The organism is Pseudomonadales bacterium (genome assembly GCA_024234615.1).
Lineage (GTDB): Bacteria > Pseudomonadota > Gammaproteobacteria > Pseudomonadales > IMCC2047 > JAJFKB01.
This window is the reverse complement of the sequence record JACKNY010000001.1, coordinates 1,389,513-1,410,848: the sequence shown is the minus strand read 5'-3', so window position 1 is coordinate 1,410,848 and position 21,336 is coordinate 1,389,513. Positions and strand designations below refer to the sequence as shown.

Here is a 21,336-nt window from a genome sequence, read left to right as displayed (position 1 = left end):
AAATGTTTATTAAGACCTAAGTGCATCAGTAATCACTTTTTGTTGTTGCTGCTGATGTAGCGACATATGGCCAACAGCCGGCGAGGCTGATGCTTCACGGGCTACCTTAGTCAACTCAACATCATTCTTGAGCACATCGATGACATTACGCATGTGGTGATTACAGTTGTACCAAACGCCTTGATTCAATGGTTCTTCTTGCACCCAGGTCAATTCATTTAAGTTCGGATACGCGGAAAGTGCCTCAGCCAAATCATCTTCAGGAAATGGATAAATTTGCTCCACCCGCAAAATCGCCACGTCATCTCGACCATCTTCCTGGCGTTGATTGAGCAGTTCATAGTAAATTTTACCGCTACAGAGGATTACCCTTTTTACCTTTTCAGGATTAAGTGCCTCAACTTCCGGCAAAATCGTTTGGAAAGTACCATCAGCCAGCTCTTCTAAGGAAGAAATAACATGCTTGTGTCGCAACAGACTCTTTGCAGTCATCACGATCAGCGGCTTACGTAGCGGGCGTATAATCTGTCGACGCAGCATATGGAATACCTGGGCTGGTGTCGTTGGCAGACAAACCTGAATATTATGCTCGGCTGAGAGTTGTAGAAAACGTTCCAAACGCGCCGAGGAGTGTTCAGGCCCTTGCCCTTCATATCCATGCGGTAAGAACATGGTAAGCCCGCACAAACGACTCCATTTGTGCTCGCCGCTGGTAATGAATTGGTCAATCACCACCTGTGCATTATTCGCAAAATCCCCAAACTGGGCTTCCCAAATGACTAAACTCTTCGGCGAAGTCGAGGCATAACCATACTCGAACCCTAGCACCGCCATTTCAGAAAGTAGCGAATCGTATATATCAAATACCGGCTGACCCTCAGCGATATTCTGCAACGGCACATAAACCGCACCATCCTTTTGCGAATGCAACACCGCGTGGCGGTGTGAGAAGGTGCCCCTGCCCACGTCCTGCCCAGTCAGACGAACCGGGTGCCCACTATTGATTAAGGTTGCATAAGCCAGCGCCTCTGCACAGCCCCAGTCAATCAGGATTTCTCCTTCTATCATTTGCATACGATCTTTATAAATTTTCGCTACCTGACGCTGTACCTTGATGTGCTCCGGCACAGTATTAATCAGCTTGCCTAGCGCACGCAGGCGGTCTATATCGACGCGCGTATCGTGCTTCGCGGTCCATTCTTTATTGAGGTAGGGGGTCCAATCGACAAACTTAGCGAAATCCGGCTCACTCACCCAGTGCTCTACCAAATGACCACCGGCATCCAACGTATTGCGATACTGCTCCATCAAAGCATCACTTTCCTCCACAGAGACAACACCTTCTTTTGCCAATCGCTCGGCGTAAAGCTCTCTGGTAGTCGGGTGCTTTTTGATAACTTTATACATCAGCGGCTGCGTTGCGGATGGCTCATCCGCTTCATTGTGCCCACGCCTCCGGTAACAGATAAGATCGATAACAACATCTTTCTTAAATTCATTCCGGTAATCCATGGCCAACTGCGTAGCAAACATAACCGCTTCTGGATTGTCGCCATTCACATGAATAATGGGCGCTTCGATCATTTTCGCCACATCGGTACAGTATTCTGTTGAGCGCGCATCTTCGCGCCGACTGGTGGTAAACCCAACCTGATTATTTAAAATAATATGAACGGTACCACCGGTGTGATAGCCGCGTGTTTGCGACATCTGGAAAACTTCCATTACCACACCTTGGCCGGCAAAAGCAGCATCACCATGAATCACGATGGGGACAACCGCAATTTTATCCAAGTCTTCACGGCGATCCTGACGCGCCCGCACCGAGCCTTCGACAACCGGAGAAACAACTTCAAGATGGGATGGGTTAAACGACAGCGCTAAATGCACCTCTCCACTTGGAGTAATCCAATTGGAGGAAAAGCCTTGGTGATACTTAACATCGCCTGAGCCATTTATTTTTGACTTACCTTCGAACTCTTCGAACAGCTCTGCGGGTTTCTTGCCAAGAATGTTCACCAGTACATTGAGCCGCCCACGGTGGGCCATGCCAATCACAATTTCCTGCGCACCATAGGCAGCACTACGATTGATCATTTCCTCAATCATTGGTATCAGGCTTTCACCACCTTCAATACCAAAGCGTTTGGTACCGGGATAACGGGCCCCCAAATACTTTTCCAGGCCCTCAGCCGCCGTTAGCGAGAAAAGGATATCTTTTTTGACTTCATGACTGTACTCAGGCTGGCCACGAACCGGCTCAATACGCTGCTGAAACCACCTTTTTACACGAGTGTCGACTGCGTGCATATACTCAAAGCCGATGCTGCCACAGTAGGTTTTTTCGAGATCACGTACGATTTCATGCAAAGGCGCAACGTTGGGGCCAAAAAACAAAGAACCTAAACGAAAGCCGGTATGGTGGTCGTCGCTGGATAAATCATGGAAGGCGAGATTAAGATCAGGTACCTCTTCCCGGCGCATCAACCCCAAGGGATCAAGGTTTGCTCGTTGATGACCACGAAAACGATAGGCGTGTATCATACTTAATACCCGTACCTGCTTCTTTTCGTGCTCTATGCTGACTGAATCAGTAATTGCGCTGCCAGCGGCGCGCGTCTGTTTACCGATCGCAAGAAACTGTTTTTCGATGGTCGCATAAGAAGGTTCAGGCTGAGCCGAACCATTCGTCTTAGGCAACGCATCAAAATAGTCACGCCACTCTTGCGAAACAGCCTGGGCATTTAACAAATAGGCCTCGTAGAGCTCCTCCACATAAGCCAGATTGCTGCCCTGCATATGTGCGGATTGCCACATACGCTTCATATTTGTGTCGTGCACGGATCACCCCTGTCGTAAATATTTATCGTTAGCACATAGACTAGTACATCTACGGCCTCCCCACCACTAACGACGATACTATCAATCGCGCACCTATGAGAGATCTTTATTTTTATTTTAATTTGACCGGCTTGTTATTTTTAAAAGGTTTCTAAACACCCAATTTAAATATTCCATATTTGTTGCGAATACTTTTTTCCGAAACCCTAGGTTGCCTGATGCAACAACATTTCACGGATATGCCCAATCGCTCGTGTCGGGTTTAAACCCTTTGGGCAGACCGCCACACAATTCATAATTCCTCGACAACGGAACACGCTGAATGGGTCATCCAAATCAGCCAGTCGCTCCTGCGTTGCGGTATCGCGGCTATCAGCCAGAAAACGATAGGCTTGTAACAAACCAGAAGGCCCAACAAATTTATCTGGATTCCACCAAAAAGAAGGACAGGCAGTTGAGCAGCAGGCACAAAGGATACATTCATATAATCCATCCAGCTTCTCGCGCTCTTCTGGCGACTGCAGTCTCTCGATGGCTGGTGCCGGTGTATCGTTAAGCAGGTAGGGCTTAATCTTCTCATACTGTTTGTAAAAGATAGTCATATCAACCACCAAGTCTCTTACCACTGGCAAGCCTGGTAGCGGTCGCAATACCAACTTATTATTCTTAACCGTTTCTGACAAGGGTGTGATACAAGCTAAACCGTTTTTGCCATTCATGTTCATGCCGTCAGAACCACACACGCCCTCGCGGCAGGAACGCCGGTAAGCAATGGTTTCATCCTTCGCCTTTAACAATTCGAGCACATCCAATACCATCAGGTCCTTACCGCCGGTATCCAGCTGGACATCCTGCATGTAGGGCGCGGCATCAGTTTCAGGGTTATAGCGATAAATACTAACTGTTAACATAACAATATGTTCCGATTATAAGTCTGCTTAGACTGGCTATAAAAGTTTCGATTAATAGGTACGTTCTTTCGGCTCAAAAGGTTCTACTGTTTTCGGGGCAAAGTTAACCGCACGTTTGGCAACAGTTTTCTCTCCAGGGAAGTATAACGAGTGGCACAACCAATTTTCATCATCTCGCGTTTGGTAGTCATCACGAGCGTGCGCACCGCGGCTTTCTTTACGCTCTTCAGCAGTAATAGCCGTTGCTTCCGCCACTTCCAATAAGTTTTGTAATTCTAATGCTTCGATCCGTGCGGTATTGAAAGCATTACTCTTGTCACTGAGCTTGACATTTTCGATACGCGGACGCAGGTCAGCCAGCTTCTGAATACCAGCCTGCATAAACTCACCCTTGCGGAACACGCCAAAATGATTCTGCATAATGGATTGCAGTTCAGTGCGCAAACTCGCTGCATTTTCGCCATCATTGGTATTATTCAGTCTGTCTAAACGGCTCAGGGCTTGCTCGATATCTGACTCGCTGGCATTACGCAGCTCGATACCTTCGCGCAATGCTTTTTCAATATACAAACCGGCAGCACGACCAAACACCACTAAGTCCAACAACGAATTACCGCCTAAACGGTTGGCCCCATGCACCGAAACGCAGGCCACTTCGCCACAGGCGAACAAACCATCAATTACCTTATCGTTACCATTACCGTCCGGCGCCAACGCCTGACCGTTTACGTTAGTAGGAATACCGCCCATCATGTAGTGACAGGTGGGCACAACCGGAACAGGTTCCTTAACCGGATCGGCATGGGCAAAGGTTCGTGACAACTCACAAATACCCGGCAAACGGCTTTCCAGGACTTCCTCACCTAAGTGGTCGAGTTTGAGATAGACGTGATCCCCATTGGGCCCACAACCTCGGCCTTCGAGAATTTCCAGCACCATGGAGCGCGCTACCACATCACGGCCAGCCAAGTCCTTCGCATTGGGTGCATAACGCTCCATAAAACGTTCGCCATCTTTGTTAATGAGGTAGCCGCCTTCACCGCGACAGCCTTCCGTCACTAATACTCCTGCGCCATGAATACCGGTCGGGTGGAACTGCCACATTTCGATATCCTGCACGGGGAAACCAGCGCGCAACGCCATACCCACGCCGTCACCGGTATTGATATGCGCATTGGTAGTGGAGGCATAAATACGCCCTGCACCACCGGTAGCCAGCACCGTTGCTTTAGATTTGATATAAGCTGTTTCGCCGGTTTCCATGCAGATAGCAATAACACCGATCACCGCGCCGTCCTGGTTTTTCACCAGATCAGTGGCATACCATTCGTTTAAAAATACCGTTTCATTCTTTAAATTACCCTGGTAGAGCGCATGTAGCAACGCATGCCCCGTTCTATCCGCTGCCGCGCAGGTACGTGCCGCTTGGCCGCCACGGCCGAAATCTTTGGATTGCCCACCGAAAGGACGCTGGTAGATTCGGCCCGTTTCCGTTCGGGAGAAAGGCAAGCCCATGTGCTCAAGCTCGAAAACAGTCTCCGGGCCGACGCTGCACATATATTCAATGGCATCCTGGTCACCGATATAGTCAGACCCTTTAACAGTGTCATACATATGCCAGCGCCAATCATCATTCGGGTCTGCACTGGCTATCGCACAGGTAATCCCGCCTTGAGCCGACACAGTATGAGACCGTGTTGGAAATACTTTAGTAATAACCGCTGTTTTATAACCCGATTGTGCCAACTGTAAAGCCGCACGCATGCCTGCACCGCCGCCGCCGACAATAACGCCGTCATAACTGAGTGTTCTTATATTTGTCATGTATTAATTACCCCACAAAATATCGATACCCCAAACCAAATAGACAAACAGCGTGATGACACAGGCGCATTGCACCAGGAATCTCACAGCCGTTGCGTATTTGCCCAAGGACAGCGGCGTCAAATAGTCTGTTGTTATCGTCCACACACCGACCCAGGCGTGTGTAATCAGTGAAAGCAGCGCCAACAGTGAAAAAATGCGCATGCTAGTACATTGGAATAACTCACTCCACTGCTCATATTGAACCTGTGGATGCTGCGCAAACCAATAAACCAGAAACAAGGTATAGACGGCTAAAATGACAGCGCTGACTCGCTGAACAACCCAATCGGACAGCCCGCTACGACCAAAGCTTGTTACGTTAGTTACCATATCGTTACCCCTGCCAAAATAATTAAGGCCGCAGAGACCGCGATGGTGATTTTCGCGCCCATCCGTCCTCCCTCTAAGGTCTCGCCAATTCCAAAATCCATCAACAAGTGCTTAACTCCAGCCACCAGATGATAAATCAAGGCTGACAAAACAGCCCAAACAACAAATTTTACAAACCCGCCGGAGAGCGTTTCCTGTAACGACAAGAAGCCTTCTTTGGAGCTTAACGACTGATCCAAGGCACAGATTAACAGCGCTGCAAAAATAAAAAGCAGCAACCCAGAAATTCGGTGAATAATGGAAGCTATCGCAGGAAGGGGTTGTTTAATAGTAAGGAGATCAAGGTTGACCGGTCTATTATCTTTCACGGTTAATTTTGCCTTAGCTGGTTATCGGGAATTGACTACTCAATCGGTTTACGGAAACCACTGCAAACGGGGCATGTATTGTAGTGAAGCACTAGTCAATGCTCAAGCGTATTATCGGGCAATTGATCATATTAAAATTGTTTCTCCCAATAATTCCGTACAATGTGAGCGGGAAAGCCTTTAAACGCTGATCTTCGCCATGTATTCAAGCAACAAATAAGCATTGTTTATGTCAAACATTCACTTGAGTTATTAAGGGTTACCTACAACAATAACGTCTTGTAATTCTCAGCATAAAAGACAATAGAATTATTGCCGCCGATCAATTAATCCCGCTTCTAGGTTTGACAAATCAAACTGGGCCAATTAACTTGTTCACCCGCGAATTGATACCATCTATCTCCGCGTCCGTTTTACTAATCCAAGAAAAACAATGTACGCAGATATGAAAGAGAGAACTCATTTATGACTGACAAGAAGGCCTACCTTACTATTGAGGGTCAAGACCCTATTGAGCTGCCAATTTTATCAGGCACACTCGGTGCCGATGTAATTGATATCAGCAACCTAGGCTCGCATGGTTATTTCACCATTGATCCAGGCTTCACCTCCACCGCCGCCTGCGAATCTGCCATCACTTATATTGATGGCGCCAAAGGCATATTGCTGCATCGTGGCTACCCAATCGAACAACTTGCCGAAAAGTCTGATTTTCTAGAGCTTTGCTACCTGCTATTTTACGGCGAATTACCAAATGCCGAAGAAAAGAAAGAGTTCATTACAACCATTGGCACCCACACCATGGCCCATGAACAGCTGAGCTTCTTTTTCAGAGGCTTCCGTCGCGATGCCCACCCAATGTCAATTATGTGTGGGGTCGTCGGAGCTCTATCCGCCTTCTATCATGATGCGATGGATATTACTGATGCTCGGCACCGTGAAATTACGGCCAACCGCCTGGTTGCGAAGATCCCGACACTGGCTGCGATGTCTTATAAATACTCGATAGGCCAACCTTTCGTTTATCCCCGCAACGATCTCGATTATGCCTCAAATTTCTTACACATGATGTTTGCGACACCCTGTGAAGAATACAAGGTCAGTCCAATTCTGGCGAAAGCCATGGATCGTATTTTTATGCTACATGCGGATCATGAACAAAACGCCTCCACCTCTACGGTACGTTTAGCTGGTTCTAGCCAAGCCAACCCCTTCGCCTGTATTGCAGCGGGTATTGCAACGCTTTGGGGCCCGGCACATGGCGGCGCCAATGAGGCTTGCCTGCAAATGCTCATGGAGATTGGTGATGAGTCTCGCGTCGATGAATATGTAGCACGAGCAAAAGACAAAAACGATCCTTTCCGCTTAATGGGTTTCGGACACCGTGTTTACAAAAACCACGACCCACGCGCAGTCGTTATGCAGAAAACCTGTGACGAAGTGCTAGCGGAATTAGGTATCGACGATGAACCACTTTTCCGAATTGCCCGTAAACTCGAAAAAGTAGCATTGGAAGACCCTTACTTTATTGAGAAGAAGCTCTACCCGAACGTAGACTTTTATTCAGGCATTATTCTTCGAGCAATAGGCATTCCAACCAGCATGTTCACCGTAATCTTTGCACTGGCGAGAACAATTGGCTGGATCAGCCACTGGAACGAAATGGTCAGCGAGCCCTATCGTATTGGCCGCCCACGCCAGCTATACACAGGGCACCCACAGCGGGATTATCCTGAAAAATAGCCGCCTGAGTTAGGCGCAAACATAAAAAGGCCAAGCAATTGCTTGGCCTTTTTCGTTCAACCCGACAACAGCGTGAATGGCTACTAAAGCCGGGATACCTGATACCTGTCCTGATCTTTTAACTTACTCACCTGATCCGTACCGGTAATAATGGCAACACTCGCCTTTTCCGGTATTAAATAGGTTGAACCAACACGTAACAGATCATCAAGCTTCACTTCCAAAATTCTCTGACGAAATGCCACTCGTTGTTCCGGCGTTCGACCAAACAGCGCATTATGGAACGCCTGCTTCGCCTCGCCAGCCGGAGAACCCGGTTTATCAATAGCGCTGACTACCCCTAATATGGCCTCCTCCAACAATCGAGCTTGGTGCTTTTCATTCATCAACCACTCCAGCGCAGCATCCATATCATCTAAGGTTTCTTGCAAACGAGGGTCACGATACGAACTAAAACGAAAGGCTGCGATCGCAGAATCCTGGTTTGCACTAGAACCATAAGCACCACCCTGCTCTCTGATAGTGCGATGCAAATAACCATTCTTCAAATATTCACCCAAAACGGTTAGTGCAACCGCATCCGGATGTTCAGTTGGTACTGTCGGATAGGCTTTCGCACAAAAATTAACCTGCGTGCTGGTAGTCCATACTTGATGCACCTGCTCACGCATTGACGGCAAAGCTAGCGCTACACTTCTATCGGCGGAATGCCTCTCCTTGCCTCCCCAAACCCGTGCAATATCTGGCAAAAATATCTCATCCGCACCAGGTTCCCCAATCAGCAAAAATTGTTTTGGCGAAGCGGCTATCTGCTGGTGAATTTGCGCTAATTGATCTGCTAACGTCTGAATCGCCTGTTTTCCCTGTGCGCCACCTTTAAAACTCTCATCTAGCGCTTTCAACGATTTTATCCCCGCCAAGCCGGATAAGCGATGATTGAGCGCAGCAACCGGGCTCATGCCACTACAGGCGGCAGCCATTGCCAGCATATGCCCACTGCCAGTAACACTTTGTTCAGCATGCGCCCGTTTTTGCGCGACGATATCTTGAATACGATCCAACTCATCAAATCGTGGAGTCTGCAAGGTTTTATAAACCAGCTCGCAAAGCCCAGCATGATTACGAGTCAACGCCTTTGCCGACAAGGTAAAATAGCCTGTTACAGTTTGCTCGTCATCAACTGCCCCACGTATCTGACTATGTGCATGAATACCGCCGGAGACACTTGATTGCCATTCTTGCACCTTGAGGTAATCCAGCTCACCACAACCCAGCTCCGTGAGGCAGCTGGTGTAATAGGGAACCAAACTTTGTAATCCTTGGTCCAGTTGTGGCAAATCATAAATCACCTGCTGATAGACCAAACCATTGGTACCCTGCGCATAATAGGTCAGCGGTTGCCCCGTAATTTTCGACGTCTTTACCGGCCTGGGAATTTTCATGCTAACCGGAATATCCGCAATCCCTACTTTTGGCAAAATCTCCGCACTATCTTCCTGCACTTGGCGCTCCGCCAGAGCGGCGGTTTGGTCAATAATGGCTTGTTTTTGCGAGTCGCTCAGGCTCGCCTTGATGCCTGCCAAACGCGTTGCTTCGGCCAACTGCTTGCGTTGGCTCAACTTCATGTCTGGCACCAGAGACAAACGTACGCGGTGATAATTATCCAGCAATAACTCTTTAACCAATCCCTTTATATACTCAGGATCTTTAATTTGCTCACGAAGACTTTCAAGCACTGGATCCAAATTTAGAATCGCAATCGGATCACCGCGATGGATCGCAGTCGGCAATCCGGAAAGAATAAGCTGTAAACCATAGGGAAAACCATCACCACGGACCTCGCGTTGACTCAGCTCAAGCTGATGCAGCACGGCTTCAACACGGTCTTGCGCTACCCCATGCTCAGCCACATCCAGCAGCACATTTTCGACCAGCTGCTCAAACTCCTTAGCTTTGTCCGCCTCGCTTCCTTCCAAGCCGCAGACAAAACACATCTCACGATTAGAGTCTTCAAGCCCACACAGAGGAGAAGGCGCACTGCCGATATCCGTAGTTTCCAGCGCCTTTCGCAACGGCGACGCACTATCATTGAGCAAGACATTGGATAACAGGTGTGCCTCCAATTGCTTCTGCAGGTCGATACTCTGCCCTAACAGCCAACCCAACACTAGGTGAGTTTTACCACCTTCTTCCTCATCCGTTGCATAACGCTCTTCCACCACAACTGGCGCGTGATAGCGCTTTTCATCCAAGACGCCGATGTGCATATCCAGCGCATCAAAGCGCTTTAAGGCGCTATCATGAATACGTTGCTGCAATTCAACCGCCGGAATATCACCATAGGTCATGAACACCGCATTACTCGGATGATAATGGGTGCGGTAAAAGGCCATCAATTGGTCGTAACTTAAATCGGGAATATCGTCCGGTTCTCCACCGCTGTTGAAATGATAGGTGGTGGTTGGATAAAGATATTTCGATAAGGTCTGCCATAAAACGGATACGGGAGAACTCATGGCCCCCTTCATTTCATTGAATACAACCCCTTTGTAAACCAAGTCAGAATTGACATCACCTGCCTCAGCAAACTCGATACGATGACCTTCCTGAGCAAAATCCAAGGGATCCAGGCGTGAAAAAAATACAGCATCCAAATACACATCCAGCAAATTGTAAAAGTCTTTCTGGTTTTGCGAAGCGAAGGGATAGGCCGTCCAATCGGAACTGGTAAAAGCGTTCATAAAGGTATTAAGTGAACGCCGCAACATCATAAAGAAGGGGTCGCGCACAGGATATTTTTCACTACCGCAAAGCGCTGTATGTTCTAAAATATGAGCCACACCGCGAGAGTCCATCGGCACGGTACGTAGCGCTACGAGAAACACATTTTCGGGGTTGTCCGCCGCTAAATGGTAATGTAGAGCGCCGGTTTTTTGATGCTCAAATGCCTGTACTTCCAAATTTAACGATTGAATATGTTGATTACGCAGCCAGCGAAAGGATGAATGTGCGGCTGGCGCTTGTATGGCGTTATTCTGCTGAGTTGTCATTACGTGGTTTTACTTCCTTTGCGTTTTGGTTATCACAGTGTGTCATCGTCAGTCTGTTTCTGCTCAGGCTCCAACACCAATGATGCAGAATTAATACAATAGCGCAGCCCCGTTGGTTGGGGGCCATCCTCGAAAACATGTCCGAGGTGAGCATCGCAGGTATTGCATAGCACCTCAGTGCGCTGCATATACAAACTACTATCATTTTTTTCCGCCACATTAACCGTATTAATCGGTTGCCAAAAACTGGGCCAGCCTGAGCCCGAATCGTACTTAGTCGCGGCATCAAACAATTCGGCTCCACAACAGGAACAGCGGTATATACCCGGCGTTTTGCAGTTATTGTATTTACCTGAAAATGGCCGTTCAGTGCCCTTTTTGCGGCAGATATTAAATTGTTCAGAGTTTAATTCGGCAGCCCACTCTTGTTCTGACTTAATGATCTTATCCATCTTTTCCCCTGTTTAGGTTCAAAACTATATCAGTCGCATACGGCTTCGACCATAGTCTGCATAAAACGATCGCTAGATTAGTTTGTTCGACACTTAGGGAACCTCTGAATAACTCCTTGATATCTCTGGCTCACAGAGCGTTTGTAGATCAAGGCGGCTTTGTGCAGAAATGTCCAGACCTTGCAAACAAAGCCAACTCAGAGCTACGAATGCTCTGTAAGCCCCGCAGGGCAAGGCCTGAAAGCTTCATCTGCGGCGTTAGAAACTTTGCTAAGGCAATAAGCATTAGCGGCAGTTCCTGCCTTGCAGCTAAAGCTTTCAGGTCTCGCAGAGACATTAAGGAGTTATTCAGAGGTTCCTTAGCTTGCAGTTAGATCACCGGATCAAATTTATAGTGCAAAACTTTTAACGCTCGGTCGGAATCAATGTCGGCAAACTCTTTAGGGTTCTCAAGCCGCTGTTGGAAAACCAGCTCGTCGGCGTTAGTTTCAACCATCTCTTTCAAATAGACTTCTCCTCTGGCCGGATCATTAAGACAAAATAGCACCTCTGCCCCCTGGGTTAGCATATCCGGTAGCCGCCGGACTATGCGAGCATAGTCATTTTCTGTTACGAAACTACCAGGCTGATAGGCTGGCGGATCGACCACCACCAAATCATAAGGTCCTTGACGTTTAAGCTTGCCCCAGGAACGAAAAATATCGTGAGCCAGAAAAGATACCCTGTGCAAATCCTGCTCATTCAAACGATGATTCTCCCGCCCTCTCGCTAACGCCCTGCTGCTCATATCAATATTAACAACAGAGAGCGCTTGGCCAGCCAATCCGGCGATGGAAAAAGCACAGGTATAGGCAAACAAATTAAGTATCCGTTTCCCAGCGGCGTGCTCACGCAACCACTGGCGCGCGCAAGCCATATCTAAGAACAGCCCGGTATGCATACCCGGGTTAAAAGCTAGCTGATATTTAAGATCGCCTTCCTCAACGACCAAGTAATTCACAGGAGCGCCAACCACTGTTTCAAAAACGGCAGGCTTGCTAAAACGTCGCTGCACGACAACAGACGAAACCCTGTCGTTTGAGCAGACAACAAATTCATCAATTAACTGCCGCAAAGTGAGTTCTTCCCACTCTTGGTAAAGGGTGATAAGAACTACTGGTGGCAGCCAATCAATGCTGATTGTTTTTAGTGGTGCTTGACCCTGTCCACGACCATGAAAAATCCGGCGAGGCTCCCTAGCAGACCAATCGAATTTCTGTATAATAGCAGACAACATATTCAAAATATTAACAATACAATTATAACAAAATCAAATAGTTATAAATTTAAATTAATCTAAATTAGATTTTATTTTAACTTATTTTTGTTCAACGACTGATTACGCACTATACTTTTCATGTATCTATTTTTTTGTCACTTTCCGGATTGCTCTAGCTATGACGCAACAAAATAAAGACCATCAAACAAAGGAAGAAGCCGCACACGAAACCGACTTCAATGGCGCCGCACTGATAGACGAAAACGGCAATGAAATCCCCATTACCGAAGAAATGATTCAAAGCGCCTGCGAAGAACTCGATAGCACTGACAAATAAAACTATTGAAGGCCTAGCACCTCAAGCTTTAGTCTTAGCTCTGGCTGGATGGCACTACTGATAATTTTGGTTTGATTGAACTCTCGACGCAGGGGATATACCTTTCTTAATCGATCAAACTCAACACCTATCTGCTCCGGGCTATATTGTGTTAACGATTTAAGAGCTGCACTATCCCGGCCAATATCGTAACAAGCCAACATCATGCGATAAACTATTTCCTCCCAACTTTCATCCTGTCCCGCTACAAATAACACTTCTTTATATGGCGGAAAGAGATTGATAAATTCTTGCTGCGGATAACCGAAAAAATCACAGGCGCCCCGGTACACCATAGCAGTGCCTTGTAGCTTGCCCTCTAGACTGTAGCCCGCAATATGCGGTGTCGCTATTTGTACTTGTTTGAGTAAATCCGGCGCAATTGTCGGCTCCGACTCCCATACATCCAACACGGCGCTGATATCCCTGCGCTCCTGTAAAAGCTGACTTAGCGCCTTATTGTCCAACACCTCACCACGCGCACTGTTAATCAAAATAGCATTATGTTTAATCTGAGCAAGACTCTTGCTATTAAGCAAATGATAAGTGGCATCCTCACCGTCGAGAGTTAAGGGGGTATGCAACGAAATAATATCAGCTTTCGCTATCAGCTCAGCTAGCGGTATGAGCCCTTTCTGCCCCTGTCGTTGCAATATCGGGTCGCAACAAATACAAGTCAGCCCTAAGGCTTCAGCACGTATTTTCAGCCGACTTCCCACATTGCCAAGGCCAACAATGCCAAGTGTTTTAGTCGCCAAACAAATACTCTGCTCCAACGCCAGCGTAGCCAAGGCACAGAGTACGTAATCTACTACCGCATTGGCATTGCACCCCGGTGCGCTGGCGAAGCCAATGCCTTGACTCCGCAGGTAGTTTTGATCAATATGATCCATACCAATGGTGCAGGTGCCAACAAACTTAACCCTACTCCCAGCCAACAAGGCTTTATCGACTTTGGTTACCGAGCGGACCAATAGCACATCCGCTTCTGCCACGGCGGCGGTATTGATTACTCTGCCTGGCATAAGCTGGACGTCACCAAAACCAGCAAAAAACTCTTTAACGTTACTGATATTTTCGTCAGCAACTATCTTCATCGCGTTACCTTAGTCATCGTTGACAGCCCTTCCATCGTAATATTTGGTTGCTTAATAGCCCGAGGGGCTGCATCCTCGACGGGACACTAGCATCCTGGCAACGAGCTGCCTAGTATTGCGTGATAATTTTTCTCAACCGCTCAGATAGGAAAATAGCTGGGCTAATAAAACACCTCAGTATGAGTTCCGAATCTGGCTAGTTTTTGTTCTCAAACTTATTACAATGCGCTTATGATTGACGCACAACAAAGTGATAGTTATCAAAAAGCACGCCTATCCCGAGATGCGCGATTCGACGGTCTTTTCTTTATCGCAGTTAAAACCACCGGCATTTACTGCCGCCCAATCTGTCCGGCATCCCCACCAAAGGAGCAAAACGTTGAATATTTCCACACCGCTGTACAGGCGGCAACTGCCGGTTATCGCCCCTGCTTGAGATGTCACCCGGATAGTGCGCCAAACTCCAATCGTTGGCAGGGCGCTAAAACATCTTTCCAGAGAGCGATAAAGCTAATTGACCAAGGCGCACTGCAAACCGGTTCCATTGAGCAACTGGCGGATCGACTAGGCATCTCAGATAGATATCTTAGAAATTTATTCCACAAGCATTTGGGTATTTCACCGAAAAGCTATGCGCTCTACCAACAATGCTTATTCGCCAAACAACTACTGCACCAATCTCATTTATCTGTCACAGAAATTGCGTTGGCATCTGGTTTTAACAGCCTTCGCCGTTTTAACGACTGTTTTAAAAACTCGATGGGAATGGCACCCTCAAAGGTACGCCGAAGTAACGAGTCATTGCTCCCACCGGAGCTTACACTTAAACTATATTTCCGCCCTCCCTTCAACTGGCAGCTGTTGTTGCAATTTTTACGGCAAAGACAAATCGAACAGCTAGAGTGGTGCCACGAAAACACCTACGGCCGCACCATCGAACTCGGTACCAGTACAGGATATTTTGAAATTTCTCCGCAACCTACTGTGCACTACCTTAATTTAAAACTGCATCTAAACGCTTACCAAAACCTGAATATTTTACTGCATCAGATACGACGATTATTTGATCTCGACACCAACAGCCAGCAAATCGACCAACAGCTTGAGCCTCTTTTTTTTGACCCGTTCACCTATCACCATGGACTGCGACTGCCGGGCATATGGACCCTATACGAAGCTGGAGTACGAGCGATTTTAGGACAGCAGGTTTCCGTCAAAGCGGCCACTAATTTGGCCACTGCTCTCGTCTCTAATTTAGGCCGCGTGCTAGATCAGAATAAACGACTATTTCCATCCCCTGAATCCATCGCCAACAGCGAATTGGCCTTTCTAAAAATGCCACAATCTCGCAAGGACACCCTGATTCGCTTCTCGCAATGGTGGACGCAAACTTCAAACCAGGAAGATTTAGAGCAATGGCTAAGCATCAAAGGTATTGGGCCGTGGACCGCCGATTACGCAAGAATGAGAGGTCTCGGTGATCCTGATGTTTGGCTTGGTTCAGATCTTGGCATAAAAAAACAACTTAGCGGACAACCCTGGCAGACAGAAAAAGCCGCACCCTGGCGTAGTTATATGACCTTACAACTTTGGCATCAATAGGAACCAGTATGTATCAAGATTATTTTGAAAGCCCTATCGGAATAATTGAGATAAAGGCGAGCGAAAACAACATCATTGCACTCGATTTCTGCGAAACACCCAGTTCATCAACACCCAGTCCAATTTTGGATAGCGCTAAATTTCAGCTTAATGAATACTTTAAAGGAACAAGGCAACTATTTGATTTAAAAATAAAATTATACGGCACAGATTTTCAGAGATCTGTTTGGAAAAAATTGTTAAACATTCCCTATGGGCAAACCTGCTCGTACCATGATATTGCCAAACACATTAACAATCCCAAAGCCGTGCGCGCTGTCGGCGCGGCCAACGGCAAAAACCCCATCGCACTCATTGTGCCCTGCCACCGGGTCATAGGTAGCAATGGCACTCTCACCGGCTACGCAGGAGGTCTTGAACGAAAGGCTTGGCTACTAGCACATGAAGCAACTTACGGTTATCAAAACCCCAACCCTCAGTTATCAGGCTTTTAACAACCCAGAGGGCTATTTTTCTTCCTATTTCTGTATCTAAATTTTACATATCGCATGCCTAGCAGCTTGATGCTAAAACATTAGGTAATTTTATCTAATTGAAAAATAAGGATAATTTTGTTTTTCAAAATGTTGGCTCGGGTTTTGCTTTATTAAGATTCGAGGGTATTGTTAGGATATTCTTTTTTGTGGGATAAGAAATTCCAAAATGAATCAGTCCACCTCAAATTAATTAACTTGGAAAATTCGGAGAAATTCAAATGAGAAAAATTACCTTAATCGCAGCAGCTGTTGCTATGGCGGTGGGCTTCACAACTGAGGTGAATGCTGGAGCTAACGATACCGCTAAAATTAATGCGACTGTACCTCCTTCCATCACTATCGGTGGTGGTTCTACTGGTGGTGGTACTGCTCCTTCTGGAAGCCAAAGTGATGCGGCGAATGATCCAGGCAGCAACTCCAATGGTGGAACGATGGGCGGAATCGTTTATGGCCAAACTTATGGCGCAACCCGTTCTGCGGATGGCAGCGCTTTCTGGGCAACTGGTCATTGGCTGATTCACTCTAACGTTCAGGTTAATAAGTTCGCTTGTGCTGGAACTAGCCTGTACAAAGGTGGTGTTAACCCTGCAGTACCCGGTGACTTCAACACCTTACCGATCCCTCTGGATACTGCTAAGCCAGGCACTATCACTGCAAGTCTGTCACAAGATTCAAGTGGCGGTGGCGGTTCTGCAGCGTACTCTGGTGTGTTGCTACAAGACGGTAACTGGGAATTCAAACAAACCAATTTCGTTTCTTTCCACGCCGGCACTCAAGAGCCTACTCAGTGGGTAAGCTGTAAGCTGCATTGGACCAACACGGATCCAGAAAAAGCTCAAGGCGATTACATGGGCTTTATGCGTGTTTATGCAATGTACGGTGGTAATGGTGCATAAGACACAGACAGCTGTTTAGCTCATTAAACAGCTTGGCGAAAACCTGAAGGAGTCCAGTGCCAATTCAACACAGCATTGGGCTCCTTTTTTATGCTGAACCAATACCAACCCCTCGATTTAAAACTGTGACTCCGGCAGACGCACAACCAATCCATCCAACTCATCGGAAACGGTAATCTGGCAACTTAAACGGCTATTGGGTTGACGTTCCATGACGCAATCCAGCATATCATCCTCCACTTCTCCTGGCTTGCCAACTTTGTCCGTCCAAGCGTCATCAACGATACAGTGGCAGGTTGCGCAGCTACAGCAGCCACCACACTCAGCAACGATACCGTCAATCATATTATCCACAGCACCTTGCATCACAGTGCTGCCCTTCTCCACATGTACCTCGTGCTCTGTGCCGTTAAATTCGATATATTTAATAAGCGCCATATTTTACTGCTCCAAATTTAAGATTGTAATAATTCTTTCATTGCTACGCCGGTATCGACGAGCCGGTATTTATCCACCGCTATTTTGTCAGTGATCAGCCGTTTACCTAACATAAACTCTTGTGGCTTATTCACAGCATTTACTGCGATCACAAAACCCTGCTTTAGGTAGAACACAGCAAAACTTCGACTGCTTTCAATATTTCCTCGTATCACGACTTCATCATGGCCTTGCGATAAACCTGCAATCTGTAGTTTTAGATCATATTGATCCGACCAAAACCAAGGTAGCGCATGGTATGTTTTCGGCTTACCACAAAGAGTAGCGGCAGCGATTTTTGCCTGATCAACCGCATTTTGTACAGACTCCAGACGAATCAGACGATCATAAATAGGGTTATGATGCACTGTGCAGTCACCGGCTGCGACAATATCTGAGTCGCTGGTTCGAGCCTGCTCATCCACTAAAATTCCATTATCCACCGCCAAACCCGCCTCTGCGGCAAGCTCCATATTGGGCAAAACCCCCGCTCCTATAATGACCAGATCAGCTTCAATCTCAGTACCATCATCACAAATGACATGCTCAACATGCTGATTACCAGCTAGTGCCTTTACCGTAACTTCGGTATGTATCTGCACGCCTTCTTCGGTATGAACACGGGTAAAAAATTCAGACAATTCCGGTGTAGTGACCCGTTGCAATATCCTTGGCATCATTTCGAGGATTGTGACCTGCATCCCTTGTTGTCGCAGGCTTGCAGCAGTTTCCAGACCGATATAACCACCGCCGACAATAACGGCTTTCTTGCCGGCACCGACAAATCCCTTAATCTGCTCGACATCACTAATGGTCCGCATATAAAAGACACCGGGCAATTCAACGCCAGCCAGCGGTAGTTTTCGCACCCGTGATCCGGTCGTTAACGCCAGTTTGTCGTAGTGCAGCGACTCACCATTATCCAGGGTCAAGGTTTTGTTTTCTCGATTTATCGACTCAACCCGCACACCCAAGGTGAAATGAATATCTGTTTTTTCATAAATCGCAGGTTGGCGAATCAGCAATTCATCCATCCCCTTTTTGCCCGTCAGAAAATCTTTCGACAGCGGTGGACGGTGGTAAGGCAGGAAAGGCTCATCACCGACAATCAATATATGTCCCTTCCAGCCCTCTTGCCGCAAACTCGGCGCAAGTTGTGCTGCCGCATGGCTGCCACCAACAATAATGCAGGTTTTTTCTTTCATTCAAACTCTTCCTCAATCCCGTTTTTGATGGGCATTTATCACCCTCTTTCTATTTTTATTATGGGTCGTTATTTTTCTAGCTTGGCGATCAGCTCCTTTAAAAGTTGTTGAAACTCATTTTGCTTGGTAGAACTAAAGCTCCCGAACACAGACTTTTCATGTGCTTTGACCAAAGGTGTCAATTTCTCAATCATACGTTGTCCTTTGGCTGTAATACCAATAAAGACATTACGGCGGTTAGCAATATCCTTTTTGCGCACAATGAGGCCAGCTTTTTCCAGCTTATCCAAAGCCTTGCTTAGGGTAGGTTGATTCAGCATCACCATTTTCGCCAACTTACCAACACTCTGCTCTGCCTCACTCACAGCGGTCAACACACGCCAAGTGCTGATCGGTGTATCAAACTCCTTGAAGTATTCATTAATACCTTGGCTTAACAAATAACTCGCTTTAGCTACCAAATAGGGCAGGTAATCTTCGGAGAATGCCTTATCACTCACACCATTGTCTTCAACTATATTGTCTTTAACTATAGAGCTATTCTTCATTGCCCGAAGCCAGAAAAAGGTTTATTTTAGACCAGAACTTATTCCTTTTCATGTATTTTATGCTAATATATTCCAATTCATATGTCAGACCTAACGAAAACAGGTATTGAATCCAATCCACTCGAATAAATCAACCTATGACGACTGTATATCAGGCATTTCTCAACAGCTTAGAAAAGTACCCAGAACATACTTTTTTAAATATCCCCTCAGCCGCAACCCGTGGTTATCAGAACACCGCGGTTAATCTGAGCTACTCAGCCATCGCAGACTGGATAGACCAACTCAGTCAAAACTATAAAGCCCATGGCTACGGTTTAGGCTTGCGCGTGGCGCTTTTACTAGAAAACAGAGCCGATTTTTTTGCGCACTGGCTAGCACTTAATAAACTGGGCGTCAGCGTTGTGCCTGTGAATGGCGAAATGCAAATTGATGAAATCGCCTACCTGCTGGATAACAGCGATGCCTGTCTTGTAATTAGCATTCCGGAAAAGCAAGCCAAACTTGAACAGGCTACGGCACAGTTAAGTCGAAAAATACCTATTATCGCAACTGATGAATTTGCCAGCCTCCCTGATAGCCCGCTCAGCCCTACAGAAGCAACACCAAACGAACAGAGCGAATGCGCCATTCTTTATACCTCTGGCAGCACTGGCAAACCCAAGGGTTGCATGCTGTCGAATGAATACTTCCTCGAATGCGGCCGCTGGTACGTGAATTTGGACGGCCTATGCAAACAAGAACCGGGCAAAGAACGTATTATTACGCCGCTACCTCTAGTACACATGAACGCCATGGCTTGCTCTTCCATGGCGATGTTAATGAGCGGTGGTTGTATCGTGCAACTGGATCGTTTTCACCCGAAAAGCTGGTGGGCTTCAGTGCGAGAATCGAAAGCGACCATCATTCACTATCTTGGCGTGATGCCCGCTATTTTACTCAATATGCCACCATCACCGGATGAGGATTTTAGCCAGCAAATTAAGTTTGGCTTTGGCGCTGGCGTTAATCCGGAACACCACGCCCCGTTTGAACAGCGCTTTGGTTTTCCTTTGATAGAGGCCTGGGCAATGACTGAATCGGGAACGGCTGGCTGCATTATCGCCAACCACGAACCGCGCTCGGTCGGCACCAGTTGTTTGGGCAAGCGCTCAGATCAGGTAGCCATCAAGCTGGTCGACGACGAAGGCGTTGAGGTTAGCCAAGGGCAGCCCGGAGAACTGCTGGTGCGAGCTGCCGGGGACAATCCACGCAAGGGGTTTTTCTCCGGTTACTACAAGAACGACGCCGCGACGCAAGAAGCTTGGGAAGGAAACTGGCTGCATACCGGCGATATACTGCGGCAGGATCAAGAAGGCTACTTCTATTTTGTCGATCGCAAAAAAAATGTAATTCGGCGTAGCGGTGAAAATATTTCAGCATTGGAAGTGGAAGCTGCGCTGGTCCTTGACAGCCGGGTTGATCAGGTTGCTGTGACGCCCGTACCAGATGAAATTCGCGGCGACGAAGTCATGGCCTGCATTATTCTAAAAACCGGAGCTGAAGCTAGCCAAGCAACTGCAACTTCCATCTTTGAACGTGCCATGCAATCACTGGTCTATTACAAACTGCCCGGCTATATTGCCTTCGTCGAACAACTTCCGCTCACCGCGTCACAAAAACTGCAGCGCGGTGAAGTCAAACTACTGGGAAGAGAGCTGTTATCGAAAGGAAATTGTTTTGACTTACGCAAGCTTAAACGCAGACCACGCTGAGCCAATAAATCCCACGAGCTAATGAT

18 protein-coding genes are annotated in these 21,336 nt (G+C 47.2%); 6 read left to right on the top strand and 12 right to left on the bottom strand.

From position 1 onward, the window contains the following. Nucleotides 1-9: 9 nt before the first annotated feature. The 5 genes from H6995_06475 to sdhC form a co-directional block, all read right to left on the bottom strand. The gene (locus H6995_06475) at nucleotides 10-2,841 is read right to left on the bottom strand and encodes a 2-oxoglutarate dehydrogenase E1 component (protein MCP5214632.1); all 2,832 of its coding nucleotides are present in this window, start codon (nucleotides 2,839-2,841) and stop codon (nucleotides 10-12) included. A gap of 206 nt (nucleotides 2,842-3,047) precedes the next feature. Then, nucleotides 3,048-3,752, bottom strand: a complete 705-nt coding sequence (locus H6995_06470; protein ID MCP5214631.1) for a succinate dehydrogenase iron-sulfur subunit — start codon at nucleotides 3,750-3,752, stop codon at nucleotides 3,048-3,050. A 51-nt stretch (nucleotides 3,753-3,803) separates the two neighbouring features. Then, nucleotides 3,804-5,576 carry a succinate dehydrogenase flavoprotein subunit gene (locus H6995_06465; GenBank protein ID MCP5214630.1) on the bottom strand — a complete coding sequence of 591 codons (1,773 nt, stop codon included), beginning with the start codon at nucleotides 5,574-5,576 and terminating at the stop codon, nucleotides 3,804-3,806. A 3-nt stretch (nucleotides 5,577-5,579) separates the two neighbouring features. Next, nucleotides 5,580-5,948: a succinate dehydrogenase, hydrophobic membrane anchor protein gene (gene sdhD, locus H6995_06460; protein ID MCP5214629.1), complete on the bottom strand. Its 369-nt coding sequence runs from the start codon at nucleotides 5,946-5,948 to the stop codon at nucleotides 5,580-5,582. After that, nucleotides 5,942-6,316, bottom strand: coding sequence for a succinate dehydrogenase, cytochrome b556 subunit (gene sdhC, locus H6995_06455; GenBank protein ID MCP5214628.1), 375 nt, complete (start codon nucleotides 6,314-6,316; stop codon nucleotides 5,942-5,944). The genes sdhD and sdhC overlap by 7 nt, the downstream gene beginning before the upstream one ends. Nucleotides 6,317-6,781: 465 nt before the next feature. Between sdhC and gltA the strand changes: the two genes are divergently transcribed. After that, nucleotides 6,782-8,059 (top strand): citrate (Si)-synthase, encoded by a 1,278-nt coding sequence (gltA, locus tag H6995_06450; protein ID MCP5214627.1) that lies wholly within the window; start codon nucleotides 6,782-6,784, stop codon nucleotides 8,057-8,059. A gap of 83 nt (nucleotides 8,060-8,142) precedes the next feature. Here the strand turns inward: gltA and H6995_06445 are convergent, their stop codons facing one another. From H6995_06445 to H6995_06435, 3 genes are all read right to left on the bottom strand, one after another. Then, on the bottom strand, nucleotides 8,143-11,109 hold the full coding sequence (locus H6995_06445; GenBank protein ID MCP5214626.1) for an insulinase family protein: 2,967 nt from the start codon (nucleotides 11,107-11,109) through the stop codon (nucleotides 8,143-8,145). A 32-nt stretch (nucleotides 11,110-11,141) separates the two neighbouring features. Next, on the bottom strand, nucleotides 11,142-11,561 hold the full coding sequence (gene msrB, locus H6995_06440; GenBank protein ID MCP5214625.1) for a peptide-methionine (R)-S-oxide reductase MsrB: 420 nt from the start codon (nucleotides 11,559-11,561) through the stop codon (nucleotides 11,142-11,144). 370 nt (nucleotides 11,562-11,931) lie between these two features. Then, nucleotides 11,932-12,837: a class I SAM-dependent methyltransferase gene (locus H6995_06435; protein ID MCP5214624.1), complete on the bottom strand. Its 906-nt coding sequence runs from the start codon at nucleotides 12,835-12,837 to the stop codon at nucleotides 11,932-11,934. A gap of 160 nt (nucleotides 12,838-12,997) precedes the next feature. Here H6995_06435 and H6995_06430 point away from each other — a divergent pair, with 160 nt between their 5' ends. Beyond that, nucleotides 12,998-13,156, top strand: a complete 159-nt coding sequence (locus H6995_06430; protein ID MCP5214623.1) for a hypothetical protein — start codon at nucleotides 12,998-13,000, stop codon at nucleotides 13,154-13,156. A 2-nt stretch (nucleotides 13,157-13,158) separates the two neighbouring features. On the opposite strand, the gene pdxB is transcribed toward H6995_06430, so the two are convergent. Further along, nucleotides 13,159-14,292, bottom strand: coding sequence for a 4-phosphoerythronate dehydrogenase PdxB (gene pdxB, locus H6995_06425; GenBank protein ID MCP5214622.1), 1,134 nt, complete (start codon nucleotides 14,290-14,292; stop codon nucleotides 13,159-13,161). 231 nt (nucleotides 14,293-14,523) lie between these two features. On the opposite strand from pdxB, the gene H6995_06420 reads away from it, so the two are divergent. From H6995_06420 to H6995_06410, 3 genes are all read left to right on the top strand, one after another. Continuing rightward, nucleotides 14,524-15,894 carry a helix-turn-helix domain-containing protein gene (locus tag H6995_06420; protein MCP5214621.1) on the top strand — a complete coding sequence of 457 codons (1,371 nt, stop codon included), beginning with the start codon at nucleotides 14,524-14,526 and terminating at the stop codon, nucleotides 15,892-15,894. Nucleotides 15,895-15,902: 8 nt separating this feature from the next. Next, nucleotides 15,903-16,388 carry a methylated-DNA--[protein]-cysteine S-methyltransferase gene (locus H6995_06415; GenBank protein MCP5214620.1) on the top strand — a complete coding sequence of 162 codons (486 nt, stop codon included), beginning with the start codon at nucleotides 15,903-15,905 and terminating at the stop codon, nucleotides 16,386-16,388. A 260-nt stretch (nucleotides 16,389-16,648) separates the two neighbouring features. Then, nucleotides 16,649-17,326, top strand: coding sequence for a hypothetical protein (locus H6995_06410; GenBank protein MCP5214619.1), 678 nt, complete (start codon nucleotides 16,649-16,651; stop codon nucleotides 17,324-17,326). A gap of 117 nt (nucleotides 17,327-17,443) precedes the next feature. Here H6995_06410 and H6995_06405 read toward each other — a convergent pair whose 3' ends face one another. From H6995_06405 to H6995_06395, 3 genes are all read right to left on the bottom strand, one after another. Continuing rightward, nucleotides 17,444-17,764 carry a 2Fe-2S iron-sulfur cluster binding domain-containing protein gene (locus H6995_06405; GenBank protein MCP5214618.1) on the bottom strand — a complete coding sequence of 107 codons (321 nt, stop codon included), beginning with the start codon at nucleotides 17,762-17,764 and terminating at the stop codon, nucleotides 17,444-17,446. A 17-nt stretch (nucleotides 17,765-17,781) separates the two neighbouring features. Beyond that, on the bottom strand, nucleotides 17,782-19,008 hold the full coding sequence (locus H6995_06400; protein MCP5214617.1) for an FAD-dependent oxidoreductase: 1,227 nt from the start codon (nucleotides 19,006-19,008) through the stop codon (nucleotides 17,782-17,784). A 68-nt stretch (nucleotides 19,009-19,076) separates the two neighbouring features. After that, nucleotides 19,077-19,556 carry a MarR family transcriptional regulator gene (locus H6995_06395; protein ID MCP5214616.1) on the bottom strand — a complete coding sequence of 160 codons (480 nt, stop codon included), beginning with the start codon at nucleotides 19,554-19,556 and terminating at the stop codon, nucleotides 19,077-19,079. Nucleotides 19,557-19,693: 137 nt separating this feature from the next. Here H6995_06395 and H6995_06390 point away from each other — a divergent pair, with 137 nt between their 5' ends. Continuing rightward, nucleotides 19,694-21,310, top strand: a complete 1,617-nt coding sequence (locus tag H6995_06390; GenBank protein MCP5214615.1) for an AMP-binding protein — start codon at nucleotides 19,694-19,696, stop codon at nucleotides 21,308-21,310. Nucleotides 21,311-21,336: the final 26 nt, after the last annotated feature.